This window comes from Polycladomyces abyssicola, assembly GCF_018326425.1.
Lineage (GTDB): Bacteria > Bacillota > Bacilli > Thermoactinomycetales > JIR-001 > Polycladomyces > Polycladomyces abyssicola.
In genome coordinates this window covers 3,128,648-3,143,749 of the sequence record NZ_AP024601.1, presented here as the reverse complement: position 1 = coordinate 3,143,749, position 15,102 = coordinate 3,128,648, and the positions used below count along the sequence as shown (strand labels likewise).

Below are 15,102 nucleotides of genomic sequence, written 5' to 3'. Positions count from 1 at the left end.
ATGTAAAAATAAGCGGGATTTTGCCCAAATTTGCTTTTGTTTTCGACCGGAATCGTCGAAAGAAACGGGAGGAAAAATCAGGTACTAAACAGAAAGAAGAATAAGGAAATGAAAAAAGAAAGCGGATTACACCAGGGAGGAATGAAATGAGGAAGCCCTTGTGCATGGCCGCGATATTGACAGCCATGAGTTTGCTGTTGAGCGCCTGTGACAGCCTTCTGCCCCAGGTTTCCTCACAGAACCGGATTCATCCAGAGAAGCAGGTGTTGAATCTGACCGTCAACGAAGAACCTGCGACATTGGACAGTGCCGTCGCAATCGATCCGCATTCCGTCAACTTGCTCAACAATGTAATGGAGGGGTTGATGCGGCTGGGCAAAGACAACAAACCGGAACCCGCCATCGCCCAGCAGGTGGAAGTGAGTGCGGACAAGCGCGTGTACACATTTCATCTCAGGGAAGCACGCTGGAGTGACGGCAAGCCAGTGCGGGCCGATGATTTCGCCTATGCGTGGCAGCGGGTACTACACCCCCAAACCCATTCTCGGTCGGCGTATCTGTTTTTTCCCATTCAAGGAGCACAGGATTACCACCGCGGTCGGATCGGTTGGAAACAGGTGGGCATTCGGGTGGTCGACGAGCAAACGCTTCGTATTACGCTGACCCGTCCGATCCCGTATTTTTTGGGGCTGACAACGACATCCGCCTATTTGCCGCAACGGGCGGACATCGTGGAGCGGTTGGGTAGAAGTTACGGCAAAAATGCTGCGGAGTTGGTATATGACGGTCCGTTCCGCATTTCCGGATGGGAGCGGGGAAAAAGTATCATACTCACCCGGAACGAGCAGTACTGGGACAAGGGGGAGGTGTTTTTGGAAACGGTCAGGGCTGCTGTCGTTCGTGACACGGCCGAAGGGATTCAACTCTACCATACAAATCAAACCGATACAGCCCGGGTGGATCAAATCTATGCCGATCTGTACAAAAAGACTTCCGATTGGAAGGAGCAACCCACAGCCAGCGTACAATTCCTCCAGTTCAATCTGCAAAATCCATTGTTTCGCAATCCCCATATTCGGAAAGCATTCAGCTATGCGATTGACCGTGAGGCATTAACCGATGACCTGCTGAAGGATGGTTCAATGCCGGCCAGCTCCGTCATTCCACCTGCCATTTTGCCCATCAACGAACGATCCGGAGAAATAGTTGAAAAACGGCCGGAATTGCATCGGTTCGATCCCCAGCTGGCACATGAATGGTTAAGAAAAGGCATGAATGATCTGAACCTCAAGCGTTTTCCCGAAGAAGTGGTAATGACGGTGCCGGATACAGACAAACAAGTGGCGTTGTTTTTGCAGAATCAATTTCGCCGCAATCTGGGGGTGGAAGTCAAAATCGATCCCAAGCCGCTTCGCGGTTTTCCTCAACAGTTGGATCGCGGAGAATTTGATATCGCAATCAACGAGTGGCGTGCTAGCTATCGTGACCCGGGTGGAGTACTGGTGGCTTTCTCTACGGAGGGACCGTGTAATCCCGGCAAATGGTCCGCTTCGGAATATGATCGATGGTTGGAACAAGCAGCAAGCACAGCGGATGAAGAGAAGCGGATCGGTCTCTACTTGAAAGCGGAGAAAAAATTATTGGAAGATGCCGTAATCAGTCCGCTCGACTTTCAGTCTGAAGCTTTCATTCAGCGAAAATGGGTAAAAAATATGGTTCGCCACCCCTTTGGCGCGGATTTGACGCTGAAGGAAGCTTTTATTGAAGGGAAAAAGTGAATAAGGAATCCACGATGATTTACATTCGAGCAACCCGGGAAGATCTTCAGGGCGATATACTTTTTTGTGATATGGTGGTATACTGACAGGTAAACATGTATGTCCGTGTGCAGAAATATTCTCAGGGTGAAGAAATGAGGCTCTTGTTTGGGAGCCTTTTTTCTGTGGAAAGGGAGAGAGTCATGGACGAAAGCATGGAATCGAAAGCGTTGTCGCCCCTGTTAAGGGTGCTGCTTTTGACTGTCGGAGTGGTGGCGGTGTCTTTTTCCGCCATTTTCATCAAATGGTCTGACGCGCCGGCAGGGGTGCTGGGCATGAACCGGCTGCTGATCACCATGGTGCTGATGCTTCCTTGGGTGTGGAAACGCCGTAGCGATTGGACCACGCTCAGCCGTAAGGAGTGGGGATGGCTTATCTTGTCCGGGGTGTTTCTTGGGCTTCACTTCTGGGGGTGGATTTCCTCATTCCGCTATACCAGTGTGGCCAGCTCGATGGTACTCCTCAACACAGCGCCCTTGTTCACCGCTCTGGGGGCATTTCTGGTTTTTCGTCAGCGGTTCGGCCACGTCGCGCTCAGCGGCATGGGACTGGCTCTGGTGGGGTCTGTAATGGTAGCCGGAGCCGACCTGCAGGTGGGCAAGACGGCTTGGATCGGCGATCTGTTGTCTGCGTTCGGCGCATTGTCAGTCGCCATTCATATGCTGATCGGTGAGCAGCTCAGAAACAAGCTGTCCTCAACGATTTACAGCTTTACTGTGTTCGGCGTTGCCTCTCTTCTCCTGATGGCGATAAATCTGGCTGATGGGGTGCCGCTGTTTGATTGGCCCTACCGGGAGTGGGGGATTTTCCTGCTTCTGTCGCTGGTGCCTACGGTGTTCGGGCATGTACTCTTTAACTGGTTGCTGAAGTTTGTCGGGGCGGTCACGATCGAGACGGCGATCCTGGGTGAGCCGGTGGGAGCGATTTTGCTGGCTTTCTGGCTCTTGGGCGAGCCGGCGACGACGGTTCAGATCCTCGGCTGTGCGTTGACCATTGGTGGTATCGCCTGGTATCTGCGGGGACAGCCGGACCGGGTGTCCCAAGACGCTCAAGGAGTACGCTTCAGATCTACGACACCTGGCTGATTGGTTTGAGGTATAATTCTACCCGTCCGGCAATTGAATGAGAGGGTGTGTTTGGTTGTTCGATCAGGCGGGCGCAAAGAATTCGATCCATTCACCGTCCGGTCCATGAAAGAAGAAATATTTGCTGCCGTTGGGCAACGTGATGATCTCGTCATCAATGAAGGAAATGTCCAATTGTTTCAGTCTGTCCCATTCCTTTTCGATATCGTCCACCGTAAATGCGAGATGGTGGACTTTTCCCTCTTGCGGCAGTTGGTCATTGTAGCCTTGAATCAGTTCCACCTGTGTTTCTTTCGCTCCGGGAAAACCAAGGAAAGCCAATTTCAAGGATTCGTTCGTATGCGTCAATGTCGAAATGAGTTCCAACCCGATCACCTCACGATAAAAGGCGATGGATTTCTCCAGGTCCTTTACCATGATACCCACGTGTTCGATTTTACGTACCGCCATGAATATCCCCCTTTTTTATGAGTCGGGTGGCCTTTTCCTTCTCGCTGACCTCTGGAAAAGGCACACCCGCAGTGTTGTGAATGAGTCAGACATACCTTAGCGGACTTACCATTATCACCAGATATCCGTTACTTCTTCCGCGTTGTTTTTCACATCTTCAGGAACCTGGATTTTCCCAGGGTGTTTACCTTTCCAGGTGGCTTCAAACCGGTGAATGAAGTTTACTTTTGCACTGACACCGTTGTCAGCTTCCAACGGCAAAACGGCATGCAGTTCGTACGTCATTTCCTTGGGTACAAATGTGTTTTTGTCGATGGTGATGGTTTGGGTCAAACTTTTGAAGCGGTGCTCTTTCGCGTCTTCGCCGATTTCCTCTTTCATTTTGTCGATATACGGTTTCACGTCATTCAGATACGCATCTTGTGCGGCCATATCCGCATTTTCGTCCAATTTCAGTTCGATGATGTAGGCTTGATCCGTTTCGGTCATTTGGATCATTTTGCTTTTTTTCCATGCAGCCCATTGTCCGGACAAATCATCCATTTTGTGAAGCGGAAATGCGGGATGGGGGAAAATTCCCCGAGTTGGATTGTCAGAATTATCCATTATTGTTCGCCAATCCTCTTCACTACCCATATAGAGACGTTCTCCATCGTGAAACACTTTGATAGGCTCTTCGTCTTTTTTTTCGTTAAATCCTTCGATGCTTTTGGCGTAAAATGTCCCTTCCGCGTAAAAAGACCGAGGATCATTGCTCATGTCGGTATTGCCCTGAAATTTGAGTGTACTGGAGAACTCTCCATTTTCCTCATGTAAGGCTTTCGGCCCTTTAAAATGCATATTGAGGTAGGTGGAAACTTGATAACGGGCACCGTTTTGATTCAAATGCTGTTCTGCTTTGGACAGCACTTCTTCCATCGTCAGCTTTTTCGGTTGCGGTTTCACGGCAGCCACTTGGGCCACGCCGTTCATGATGGCACTGCATCCCGTGAGCAGAACGACAATCAATGTGAGCGACAGAAGTGTGCGCCACTTGATGTTCATCCGTTTTCTCCTTTCTATGGATAAGTGCTACTTTTCTATCATACTATTATTCTTTCAACTATTACCAGTGAAAACAAAAAGAAAAGTCACACTTTAAGGCATAACTGAACGGATAGAATGGTGATCAAATGGTCAGATATATTAAAATATAGGTAACAGTATGTTGATTATCTATAGTTTTGTTTACTTACACAGAGTAGAGGAGAGCGACCAGATGCTGTCAAGCGAAGTGAAACGAGAGTTGCAGGCAGTGGTGGGACCGGATGACGTACGGGACGATCCTGAGTCCCGCTTGGCATATTCTTATGACGCCACGCCGATGTACCAAGCGATGCCGGACGGGGTGGTATTTCCGGAAAGTACCGAAGAAGTGCAGGCGATCATGAAAATCGCCTCCCGTCATCGCATCCCCATCGTCGGTCGCGGTTCGGGCAGTAATCTGAGTGCGGGAACCGTGCCGGTGGGAGGTGGACTGGTTATGGTGATGACCAAAATGAACCGACTCATCGAAATCGACCAAGATAACTTGACCGCCACATTCCAACCTGGGTTGATTACCAAACAGTTGCATGAAGCGGTGGAACGGATCGGTCTCTTTTACCCGCCCGATCCCGGCAGTATGCACGTATCCACGCTTGGTGGCAATATCGCGGAGTGTGCCGGTGGCTTGCGTGGGTTAAAGTACGGTACGACCAAGGACTACGTGATCGGCCTGGAAGCAGTGTTGCCATCGGGGGACATTCTGCGTACCGGAGGAAAGTTGACCAAGGATGTGGCCGGTTACGATTTGACCAAATTGTTGGTGGGTTCCGAGGGCACATTGGCGATCATCACCGAGGCCACGGTGAAATTGTTGCCTCTTCCCGAAGACCGTCGCGTGATGGTGGCGCATTTCACCGATTTGTACGCAGCTGCGCGGACGGTATCGCAAATCATCGCCGAACGCATCATACCTTGTACGCTGGAGTTTTTGGACCAAGGGACTATTCGAGTTATCGAAGATTACGCCAAGATCGGGCTTCCGGCTGATATGGCTGCCATCCTGCTGATCGAACAGGATGGTCCCACATCGGTTGTGGAACGGGATATTGAGCGGATCGCGGAGATTTGCCGGCAAGCAAAAGCGGCTCATGTGCAGGTGGCGCAGTCGAGGGAGGAAGAGGTGCAGTTGATGTCGGCGCGAAGGAGTGCCTTGTCCGCACTCGCCCGATTGCGTCCGACCACGATCCTGGAGGACGCCACCGTTCCGAGGGCAGCGATCGCGCCGATGGTGGAACAGATCAATCGGATCAAGGAAAAGTACGGATTGCAGATCTGCACATTCGGCCACGCCGGTGACGGCAACCTCCATCCCACTTGTATGACTGATGCACGGGACCGGGAAGAAATCGAACGGGTGGAAAAAGCGTTTGAGGAAATTTTTGATGCGGCGATCCGCTTGGGCGGGACGATCACTGGTGAACACGGGGTGGGACTGGCTAAGGCACCGTTTTTGGAGTGGAAAGTGGGGAAATCCGGGATCGAAGTGATGAAAGGGATCAAACGGGCGTTTGACCCCGACGGATTGCTCAACCCTGGAAAAATGTTCTCCAAAGAGACGCGGAGGAGGGTGGTGATCACGTGAAACCGGTGGGGGAGAAACCAATCGATCGGGAATCGTGGGCACAGGTGGGCGAATATTTGCGAAAGACATTGGATCAGGATGAGTTGACCCATTGCATGCGCTGTGGATTTTGCTTGCCGGCCTGTCCGACATATCGGGAAACAGGATTGGAACAGGCTTCTCCACGCGGCCGCCTCGCCTTGATGAAAGCGGTGGCAGATGGGATGATGGAACCGGATAAGGCATTTGCCGACCAGATGAATTTGTGTCTGGGCTGCCGGGCTTGTGAGACCGCGTGCCCGGCGGGAGTACAGTACGGCCGCGTTCTGGAACAGGCACGAGCCGGCATCGCTCTTCGCGAGCCGTCGTCCCGGATCGTCCGGGGATTGCGGAAGCTGTTTTTCGAGCACCTTTTTCCTTATCAGCATCGACTCCGCACGCTCGGTTGGTGGTTGGCCCTCTACCAGCGTTGGGGAGTTGGGTGGTTGGTACAGCGAAGCGGGTTGATGCGTTTGTTCCCGGAGCACATTCGGGAGATGGAAGCCGTGATGCCGCTTGCATCGTCCAAAGGGGTTCGCGAGCAGTTGGGAGAAATCATCCGACCTGAAGGGACGCCGAAGGGGAGGGTAGGACTGTTCCGCGGTTGTATCATGGATGTGCTTTTTACGGAAACCAATTGCAATACGGCCCGGTTACTGGTCAAGGCGGGTTACGAAGTGGTCATCCCTGATAAACAGCGGTGTTGCGGAGCATTGCATGCCCATGCCGGAGAAGTCGAAACGGCCAAACGATTGGCTTGCGATAACATTGGGGCTTTCCGGGAAGCGAAAGTGGATTGGATCGTCTCCAACGCAGGCGGCTGCGGAGCCATGCTGGTGGAATACGCCCATCATTTTCAGGGGGACGTGCGGATGGAGGAGGATGCCCGATGGTTCTCCGAACGGGTGCGTGACATCAGCCAACTCGTCGCGGATGTGATCGATGATCTCCCGTTGAAGCGATTGCAACGTCGGGTGACCTATCAGGATTCCTGTCACTTGCGAAACGGGATGCATGTCACCCAACCCCGGAATATATTGCGCCGGATACCGGGGATAACGTATGTGGAACTGTTCGAATCGGACCGCTGTTGCGGGTCGGCCGGTATTTATAACCTGACCCAGCCGGAGATGTCAAAACAAATCTTGGACGAAAAAATGACCCATGTCAAAAACACGGAGGCCGATATTCTCGTCACCTCCAATCCGGGATGCCTCCTGCAAATGAAATGGGGAATCCGCCGGGCGGGTCTGGAACAACGCATGCACGCTGTCCATCTGGTGGATTTACTCATGGAGGCGGTGGAATGAAATGAGAAAAATGGCGTCACCTCTCCTTTAAAACCCCCGCTGTTCAAAAAAACCACCCTTTTCCTATCTGCAGTATGGCCACCGTCACCAAACCGGCTACGATCATCGACAGGCTGGAGACGGTGCCTACTTGCTCATCCAGCTCAAACGCCTTGGATGTACCGATGCCGTGTGCGGCTGTACCGATCATCACGCCTTGTGCGATCGGGTTTCGGATGTGCAGCAAGCGGATGAGATATGGGGCACTGACATAGCCGATGACGCCTGTGACGATGACGAATGCCGCAGTGAGAGAGGGTACGCCTCCCACGATCTTAGCCGCTTCCATCGCAATGGGGGTGGTGACGGACCGGGGGATCAGGCTCAGGGTGATCATCCGGTCGATCCTGACTACAACGGACAGGTACAGGGTGGAAATGATGGCGGCAAACGTTCCGACCCCCACACTGGTAATGATCACCCGTCCGTGCTTTTTCAAAATCGGGAGATATCGGTACATGGGGACGGCGAAGGCGACGGTGGCCGGTTGTAACAGGTCGGTCAGCCATTTCGTCCCCTGATGGTATTGTGCGTAGGGGATTCCCCACCCTTTCAGCCATACGATCAGGATGAGCGGTGTCACCACCACCGGTGACAGCCAGATGATCGGCTTGCGGCGATACCCCCATTTGCAAACGGCATAAAGGGCAACAGTACCCAACAGGCCGGCGGCCGTTGTCCAATCGGTCACGATTCTGTCACCTCCCGGTTTCGCCGGTTTAGCCGGTCGGCCAGCAAGCCGGTGCAAGCCATAACGAAAACGGTGCCGACCGCAATCGTGAGCCAGACAGGCCAGCCGTGGATGCTGATCACCTGTGGATATTGCACGATTCCAACGGCGGAAGGGATAAAGAAAAGAAGTAGTTCCGCAAACAGCCAACGGGCGCCCTCCTCCACCCATGACACTTTGATCCACCCCAAACAAAGTGCTGTAAACAGGAAGCCCAATCCGGCCAAATTGCCGGGGATCGGCAGCCCTGATAATTGGATGAATCCTGCTCCCATCAGAAAAAATGAATGTATCAACAAGACTTGTGCCGCAATGCGAATTACTTTCACTGCTGTCACCTCGTCTCCATACAAAAATGAAAAAGCCGACTCCCGAATCGGCGGCGGAATCGGCTCGTGGTTTCCGTGGCAGGCGAATTGGCAAATCGGTATGCTCCTATCGAGCGCGGACATACAGTCAGGCAGGAACTTACGAAAAAAACAACTGATCATCTGATGTATGGAGTGGAAATACTGCTCAGATTGCTTCAGACTTCCGGAGGACGGACGCTTTTTTATTCCATACCGGCATAGTATAAGCTACCAATTCATCGGCAAAAATCAGGCCGAAACGGTCTGTGACGTATACCCGACGATTTTCGTAACGGTAGGTGTCTTTCACGGACAGTTTGATGTTTTTCCCGGCGGTTACAAGGGAGATTTCATCTCCGGGTTGAAGCCAATCCATGGGTTGGCCAGTTTTGGCACCGCCCATCACATATATTCCCCGATAACTTGCCATGGCGACTCCCCTCCTTTATAAAAAATTCGGTCTCATTTCGCTTGAGTGACAAAAACATTACGGTAATATTACACCCTCATTATAATAGATTTTTTTTCGTTGAAAAGGAAAATGATTTGTACAATTTTTGAACAATTCCAGAGGGGGATGTGGGGAAGGACCACTTGTGAATCTGGATGCCCCCGTGGTTACAAGTTCGCGATCGGGTACCCGTAAGGTAGGATCTAGACTAAAATCGAAATGGACGACTTCAGCGTTGGGGATTAATTATCAGAATAATGGATATTGGTTATGAATTCTCTTTATGTTATAATCATAATTGCTTATTAAATGTTATTTAATAAGATTTGGTTTCAATTTGTGTGTGCAAAGTGGATTTAGGATATTTTCTAGTGTTCGAAGAACGAGTTAGATACCATTTTAGAGGATTTATTTAATGATATTTGAAAAGAAGTGTAGGTGTTATAGATTGAGGGGAGACCATCGTCTGGTCAAACAAGTGAATCAGACACAAATCCTCGATTATATCCGCAAGAACGGACCGGTCTCGATTGCGCAAATCGCAGAGCGAACTCAGCTGACGTTCCCTGCAGTCTCCAACATAGTGAAGGAATTGCTACATTCCTCCATTCTTTCCGTTCGTGGTGTGGGGAAATCCAGCGGCGGACGGAAACCGTTGTTGTACAAGCTGAACTCAGAGGCGCTCTATGTCATCGGTGTGGATTTGTCGGTGGATGATATTAAAGCAGCGTTGTTCAACTTTGAGACGCAAATTGTCGCTCAGGCGCGTAGGGATGCGCCTGCAAGCGGAGAACCGGAAGACTATGTGCAATCCGTGGCCGATCTGATTGAATCACTGGTCAAACAAGCGGGGATTGTGTATGACAAAGTCCTCGGTGTGGGGGTATCCGCACCGGGGCCCATCAATGAGGAGACGGGTGAAGTGATTCATCCTCCCAACCTTCCACGGTGGGGCGTGTTTCCTCTCCGACAACGATTGGAAGAGAAACTGCGTGTGCCTGTCAAGCTGGAAAAAGACGCGAATGTGTCGGCGTTGGGGGAAAAGTGGTTCGGCGCTGGACAAGATGTCAATCATTTGATCTACATTTTGGTGGGCGAAGGGATCGGGGGAGGCATACTCATCGGGGGGCAGTTGTACAGGGGGAATCGGTTCGGTGCGGGCGAGATCGGCCATGGCACCATTGATCTGGACGGACCACGTTGTAACTGCGGCAACTATGGTTGCCTGGAAGCAATGGCATCCGGGCTGGCGATGGTCCGCCGGATCGGTGAAGAACTGCGACGGGAGGCGGATTCGTCCTTTTATCCTCAAGACGAACCATTGACACTTTCACTCGTTTTGGAAGCGCTTCAACAAGGAGATCCATTGACTCAGCGTGTGGTGGAGGAGACTTCCCGCATTTTGGGCATTGGGATCAGCGGGATCGTGAACGCTTTTCAACCCCAAAAAGTGATCATCGGCGGAAAAATCCCCCGAGCGTATCCCAAGATGGTGGAGATTGCCGCTGACATCGCTAAACGGCGTGTCATATCCGTTTTCCGGGACCACGTGGCGATCGTGCCTTCCGCCCTTGGTGGGAAGTCGGCGATGACGGGCGCGGCGGCATTGGTGCTGGAAGAGATTTTTACGTTCCAGTTCACATAGAGGAGGGAGCTGTTGTGAAGCGCGTAGGAATCGTCGTGATGGCATTGATGTTGATGCTGTTGCAGGTCGGGTGCACTTCCGGTGCAGTCGACAACGGCAAAGTGGAACTAACGTACTGGCCGGCTGCCAACCCGGTGGAAGTACAATTCGCCAAAGAAGTGGTGAAAGAGTGGAATGCCAAACACCCCAATATTCAGGTCAAAATGCAACCACTTCCGGCCAGCCGGTCTACGGAAGAAGTGTTGCTGACCTCGATCGCGGGAGGAACGACACCGGATGTGTGCTCCAACATCAATCCGGGTGCCATCGGACAATTTGTGGAAGCAGGGGGATTACTGCCGATCGACAGCATTGACGGGGCGATGGAGGAGATTTTGAAGCGGACTCCCAAAGAAACCGTGGAAGCGTTCAAATCCAAGGACGGTCATTTGTATCAAGTTCCTTGGAAAGGCAACCCGATCATGATCCTGTACAATAAACAACATTTTCGCGAAGTCGGTCTGAATCCCGACAAACCGGGTTTGGACACCTACTCCAAGTTCCTCGCGGCTGCCCGCAAGCTGACGCGCGATACGAACGGAGACGGCAAACCTGATATTTGGGCGATCGCTCCCAACGTGGAACAAACTTGGTGGCAGCGGTTCTTTGACTTTTATCCCTGGTATTTGGCCGCAACAGAAGGGAAAACACTCTTGAAAAATGGAAAGGCCGATTTCAACAACCCGAAAGGATTGCAAGTGATGCAATTCTTCCGCACGCTTTTCCAACAAAAAATCGCGCCGCAATCCACCTTCAAAGAAAATCTGTTTGTTCAAGGAAAAGTTTCGATGGTGATTACCGGACCGTGGGCGCTGGCCGATATTGAAAAGCAGGCACCGAAAATGGAAGTAGGGGTCATGTCCATTCCTGTTCCCGACAACATGGCGGGGAAATTGCGCATCACTTACGGGGATCCGAAGAATATTGCCATTTTCCGCTCGACCCAGCATCCGAAAGAGGCTTGGGAGTTCACCAAATTTTTGATCAGTAAACAGAATGACGTCAAGTTTTTGAAAATGACGCAGCAAATTCCGTTCCGCAAGGACCTGGCCGAAGATCCTTCCGTTCAACAGTACCTGGGTCAAAAGCCCGTTCTTGACTCGTTTGTCCGACAAGCCCCGTACACGCGGGCGATTGACGATTCGGACAAAATCACCGATGTGTTTGACGCTTTGTCATTGGAATACCAGCAAGCGGCTGTCATGGGGAAAAAAGATCCCCGGAAAGCATTGTCCGATGCGGAAAGAAAGGTGAACGAAATCCTGCAACGATCCCGATAAACTTGCATTCCGGGGCGAAGGGGAATCCCCTCCTTTGCCCCTGTAAAAAGGGGGTGAAATCGTGAAAGGAAAGAGGGCCGGTTACTGGTTAGTCCTCCCGTATGTGGTCTTTTTGCTCGTGTTTATGGCTTACCCCGTCCTATTTTCCGTGTGGCTGACCTTTCACGATTGGAATATCGTGTCTCCGGACATACCCTTCGTCGGTTTGGAGAACTATGAGCGGCTGTTGAACGATGACTTGTTTTTCAAAGCGTTGTGGAACACGTTGCGCTTCATTCTCATCAATATTCCGCTACAGATCGGGTTGGCGTTAATCTTGGCGGTAGCGCTGAATCAACCGTTGAAAGGAAGAGGTTTCTTCCGAGGTGCCTATTTCCTGCCGGTCGTCACCTCCGGGGTAGTTATTTCGTTTTTGTGGGCCTGGATGTTGTCCACCGATGATGGTTTGATCAACGGGCTGTTGCAAAAAGCGGGTCTTCACCCGGTCCCCTGGCTCACCAGTGAAACATGGGCGATACCGTCGATAGCCTGGGTGGCCGCATGGAAAAACCTCGGATACTACGTCGTTATCTTTTTGGCCGGATTGCAGAGCATACCGAAACAATTGTACGAAGCAGCGCGGATCGACGGAGCCACACCGTTGCAATGTTTTTTCCGGATCACGATTCCCATGTTGAACCCGGCCATGTTGTTGGTAGTGATTTTGTCGACGATCAACGGGTTCCAATTGTTCACCGAACCGTACATTATGACGGGTGGAGGACCGGCTAACAGTTCGTTGTCCGTCGTGATGTACATATACAAAAACGCTTTTCAAAGTCTGGATATGGGGTATGCGGCCACAATCGGATTGGTGCTGGCTCTCATCATCCTGAGCGTGTCGATGATTCAAAAGCGTTTGTTGGAAAAAGACGTAACGTATTGAAGACAGGATGGGCCGGCGTGGCATGCATCATCGGAAGGGGGAGGCGATATGGGCCGAAAAATCGGCGATATGATCAAAAAAGGATGCTTATATACCGTGTTGGTGGCCGGAGCGGTGATGTTTGTTTTCCCGTTTTATTGGATGGTGTTGGCGTCATTGAAAACACCGGAAGAAGTGTTCCGTCTCGATTTGATTCCTTCCCGCGTCACGCTGGACAGTTACCGCTACATGTTCGAGCGGATCCCAGTTTGGAAAGGGTTGTACAACAGTTTCGTATTTGCAGGGAGCGTAACGCTGATCACATTGATTTTCACCTCGATGGCCGGCTATGCCTTGGCGCGTCTGAAGTTTCGGGGAAGGGATATGCTGTTTTCCATCATGTTGTTAACAATGATGATTCCGTTTCAACTGCTCATGATCCCGCTGTACATTATCGTGGTGAAACTGCATTGGATGAATTCATTTGCCGGTCTGATCCTGCCCGTTTCCGTGAACGCATTGGGGGTTTTTATCTTTCGTCAATTTTTCCTCACCGTCCCTCAAGAGCTGATTGACGCTGCCCGGATCGATGGGGCGGGTGAGTGGCGCATTCTGTTCCAGATCATGATGCCCATATCCAAACCGGCCGTGGTCACCGTTGCCATTCTCACATTTATGGGGCCTTGGAACGACCTGCTCTGGCCGCTTTTGGTCATGCGGGATCAGCAATTGATGCCTCTGGCGCAAATGGCCACTTTGTTCGGTTTGGAAGGGCAGGGAGGACAATGGGGCAGTATCATGGCAGTGAATACCATGTTGGCTTTGCCCGTGATCGCGTTGTATCTCTTTTTTCAACGCTACTTTATTGAGAGTGTCGGAAGTTCCGGTATGAAGGGATAAACGATCAAGGAGTTGAGCCGGGAATTGACCATGAAAGGTTTATGTGTGGGGATTGATTTGGGTGGCACCAAAATTGCCGGGGCATTGGTGGATCAAGACGGTTCCATATTGCGCCGCATCCGGTTGGAGACACGGGTGGAACAAGGCCCGCAAGCGGTGATCGACAGACTGGTCGAGGCAATTGTCCAGTTGACCGACGGTGTGCGCTCCTCCGTAGAAGGAGTCGGAGTGGCTGCGCCCGGTCCACTGGATTCCCGTTCAGGTGTCGTGTTTTCTCCCCCCAATCTGCCCGGATGGGTGGATGTTCCATTGCGTCAGGTGCTGGAGGATCGTTTGGGCGTACCTGTGAAGCTGGAGAATGACGCCAACGCCGCGGCGTGGGGAGAGTATTGGTTCGGGGCCGGTCAAAGGAAGGGCTCGATGATTTACTTGACCGTGAGCACGGGCGTGGGCAGCGGTTTGGTATTGGACGGCCGGCTGTTTCGCGGCGAAAATACGTTTGCCGGAGAGATTGGTCATACGATTGTCGATCCGGAAGGTCCGCCTTGTGGGTGTGGTAGACAAGGGTGTCTGGAGTCGCTGGTGTCGGGTACGGCCATTGCAAAATTTGGTCAAACGACGGATCCGTCGTCGTTGATTCATTCACTGGCCGCGAAAGATGGTGGGGTGATCCGCGCGGAACACGTGTTTGAAGCGTATCGGATGGGAGATGCCCACGCCGAAAAAATCGTTCGTCAAACGGTACGTTACTTGGCAATCGGACTGTCTAACCTGATCCACATTTTCAATCCGGGGAAAATAGTCGTGGGCGGCGGTGTCAGTCGTGCAGGTGATGTGCTGTTTCCCTTGTTGCAGGAGCAGTTGGACAGTTATTTGATGGCACCGTTCCGAGGAACGTGCGAAGCGGTGCCAGCTGCATTGGGAGAGGATGCCGGCGTATTGGGTGCTGCGGCACTTTGGACGGATCGCAGGCAGCAAGTCGGCACAGGGGACTCGTCATAAACAACGAAAGACGGCATTCATTTCGAATGCCGTCTCAAATTGTCGTTTATAGCAGTAATCATTGTTTACCCAGATTTTGATTGATCCTCTCTTCTACCTGTTGCCGCCCTCGTTTCGCCCTGTCTTCCATCCGTTTTTCGAAGGCGTCGATTTCATTAGTCAGACGCATCTCTTCATTTAAACGGTAAGCATCCAGCTTATTTATCCGATCCAAGATGGGATCATTACAGAAGTTACTGTGATCCCAAAGGTGCGTTGTTGCCATGGGTACGAATCGACAGTAGACCTTAGTAGTCTCAAAAACGATCGTTTTTGAGACTCTCCGCCCAAGCCCCTTGTGTTGCCGCTAAACAGGCTTTCTTTCGGTCTCAAAACTCAGTATCAAAATCAAAGTCTCAATAGTGACCGTTTCGA

The 15,102-nt window shown here is 51.6% G+C and carries 14 protein-coding genes; 9 read left to right on the top strand and 5 right to left on the bottom strand.

What is annotated here, in order from left to right; translation table 11 throughout:
- Positions 1 to 146: 146 nt before the first annotated feature.
- Positions 147 to 1,778, top strand: coding sequence for a peptide ABC transporter substrate-binding protein (locus tag KI215_RS15565; protein ID WP_212773585.1), 1,632 nt, complete (start codon positions 147 to 149; stop codon positions 1,776 to 1,778).
- 182 nt (positions 1,779 to 1,960) lie between these two features.
- A complete protein-coding gene (locus KI215_RS15560) occupies positions 1,961 to 2,902 on the top strand; it encodes a DMT family transporter (protein WP_212773584.1) in 942 nt (313 codons plus the stop codon).
- A 63-nt stretch (positions 2,903 to 2,965) separates the two neighbouring features.
- On the opposite strand, the gene KI215_RS15555 is transcribed toward KI215_RS15560, so the two are convergent.
- Entirely contained in the window at positions 2,966 to 3,352 is a 387-nt protein-coding gene (locus tag KI215_RS15555) for a VOC family protein (RefSeq protein WP_212773583.1), read from the bottom strand.
- A gap of 114 nt (positions 3,353 to 3,466) precedes the next feature.
- Positions 3,467 to 4,396, bottom strand: a complete 930-nt coding sequence (locus KI215_RS15550) for a DUF6612 family protein (protein WP_212773582.1) — start codon at positions 4,394 to 4,396, stop codon at positions 3,467 to 3,469.
- 214 nt (positions 4,397 to 4,610) lie between these two features.
- Between KI215_RS15550 and KI215_RS15545 the strand changes: the two genes are divergently transcribed.
- Both KI215_RS15545 and KI215_RS15540 read left to right on the top strand, forming a co-directional pair.
- Complete coding sequence (locus KI215_RS15545; protein ID WP_212773581.1) at positions 4,611 to 6,020, top strand: FAD-binding oxidoreductase; 1,410 nt, start codon at positions 4,611 to 4,613, stop codon at positions 6,018 to 6,020.
- On the top strand, positions 6,017 to 7,348 hold the full coding sequence (locus tag KI215_RS15540; protein ID WP_246512145.1) for a (Fe-S)-binding protein: 1,332 nt from the start codon (positions 6,017 to 6,019) through the stop codon (positions 7,346 to 7,348). Before KI215_RS15545 ends, KI215_RS15540 begins: the two co-directional genes overlap by 4 nt.
- A gap of 43 nt (positions 7,349 to 7,391) precedes the next feature.
- Here the strand turns inward: KI215_RS15540 and KI215_RS15535 are convergent, their stop codons facing one another.
- The 3 genes from KI215_RS15535 to KI215_RS15525 all read right to left on the bottom strand — a co-directional run bounded on the left by KI215_RS15535 (position 7,392) and on the right by KI215_RS15525 (position 8,897).
- Positions 7,392 to 8,078 carry an LrgB family protein gene (locus tag KI215_RS15535; RefSeq protein WP_246512144.1) on the bottom strand — a complete coding sequence of 229 codons (687 nt, stop codon included), beginning with the start codon at positions 8,076 to 8,078 and terminating at the stop codon, positions 7,392 to 7,394.
- Positions 8,075 to 8,446 carry a CidA/LrgA family protein gene (locus KI215_RS15530; protein WP_212773580.1) on the bottom strand — a complete coding sequence of 124 codons (372 nt, stop codon included), beginning with the start codon at positions 8,444 to 8,446 and terminating at the stop codon, positions 8,075 to 8,077. The genes KI215_RS15535 and KI215_RS15530 overlap by 4 nt, the downstream gene beginning before the upstream one ends.
- Positions 8,447 to 8,633: 187 nt before the next feature.
- Positions 8,634 to 8,897, bottom strand: coding sequence for a hypothetical protein (locus KI215_RS15525; RefSeq protein WP_212773579.1), 264 nt, complete (start codon positions 8,895 to 8,897; stop codon positions 8,634 to 8,636).
- Between the two features lie 469 nt (positions 8,898 to 9,366).
- On the opposite strand from KI215_RS15525, the gene KI215_RS15520 reads away from it, so the two are divergent.
- The 5 genes from KI215_RS15520 to KI215_RS15500 all read left to right on the top strand — a co-directional run bounded on the left by KI215_RS15520 (position 9,367) and on the right by KI215_RS15500 (position 14,688).
- Positions 9,367 to 10,563 (top strand): ROK family transcriptional regulator, encoded by a 1,197-nt coding sequence (locus tag KI215_RS15520; RefSeq protein ID WP_212773578.1) that lies wholly within the window; start codon positions 9,367 to 9,369, stop codon positions 10,561 to 10,563.
- 14 nt (positions 10,564 to 10,577) lie between these two features.
- Positions 10,578 to 11,882, top strand: coding sequence for an ABC transporter substrate-binding protein (locus tag KI215_RS15515; RefSeq protein ID WP_212773577.1), 1,305 nt, complete (start codon positions 10,578 to 10,580; stop codon positions 11,880 to 11,882).
- 61 nt (positions 11,883 to 11,943) lie between these two features.
- Positions 11,944 to 12,807, top strand: coding sequence for a carbohydrate ABC transporter permease (locus KI215_RS15510; protein ID WP_212773576.1), 864 nt, complete (start codon positions 11,944 to 11,946; stop codon positions 12,805 to 12,807).
- Between the two features lie 48 nt (positions 12,808 to 12,855).
- Positions 12,856 to 13,686, top strand: coding sequence for a carbohydrate ABC transporter permease (locus tag KI215_RS15505; RefSeq protein WP_212773575.1), 831 nt, complete (start codon positions 12,856 to 12,858; stop codon positions 13,684 to 13,686).
- A gap of 30 nt (positions 13,687 to 13,716) precedes the next feature.
- Positions 13,717 to 14,688, top strand: a complete 972-nt coding sequence (locus tag KI215_RS15500; RefSeq protein ID WP_212775242.1) for an ROK family protein — start codon at positions 13,717 to 13,719, stop codon at positions 14,686 to 14,688.
- Positions 14,689 to 15,102: the final 414 nt, after the last annotated feature.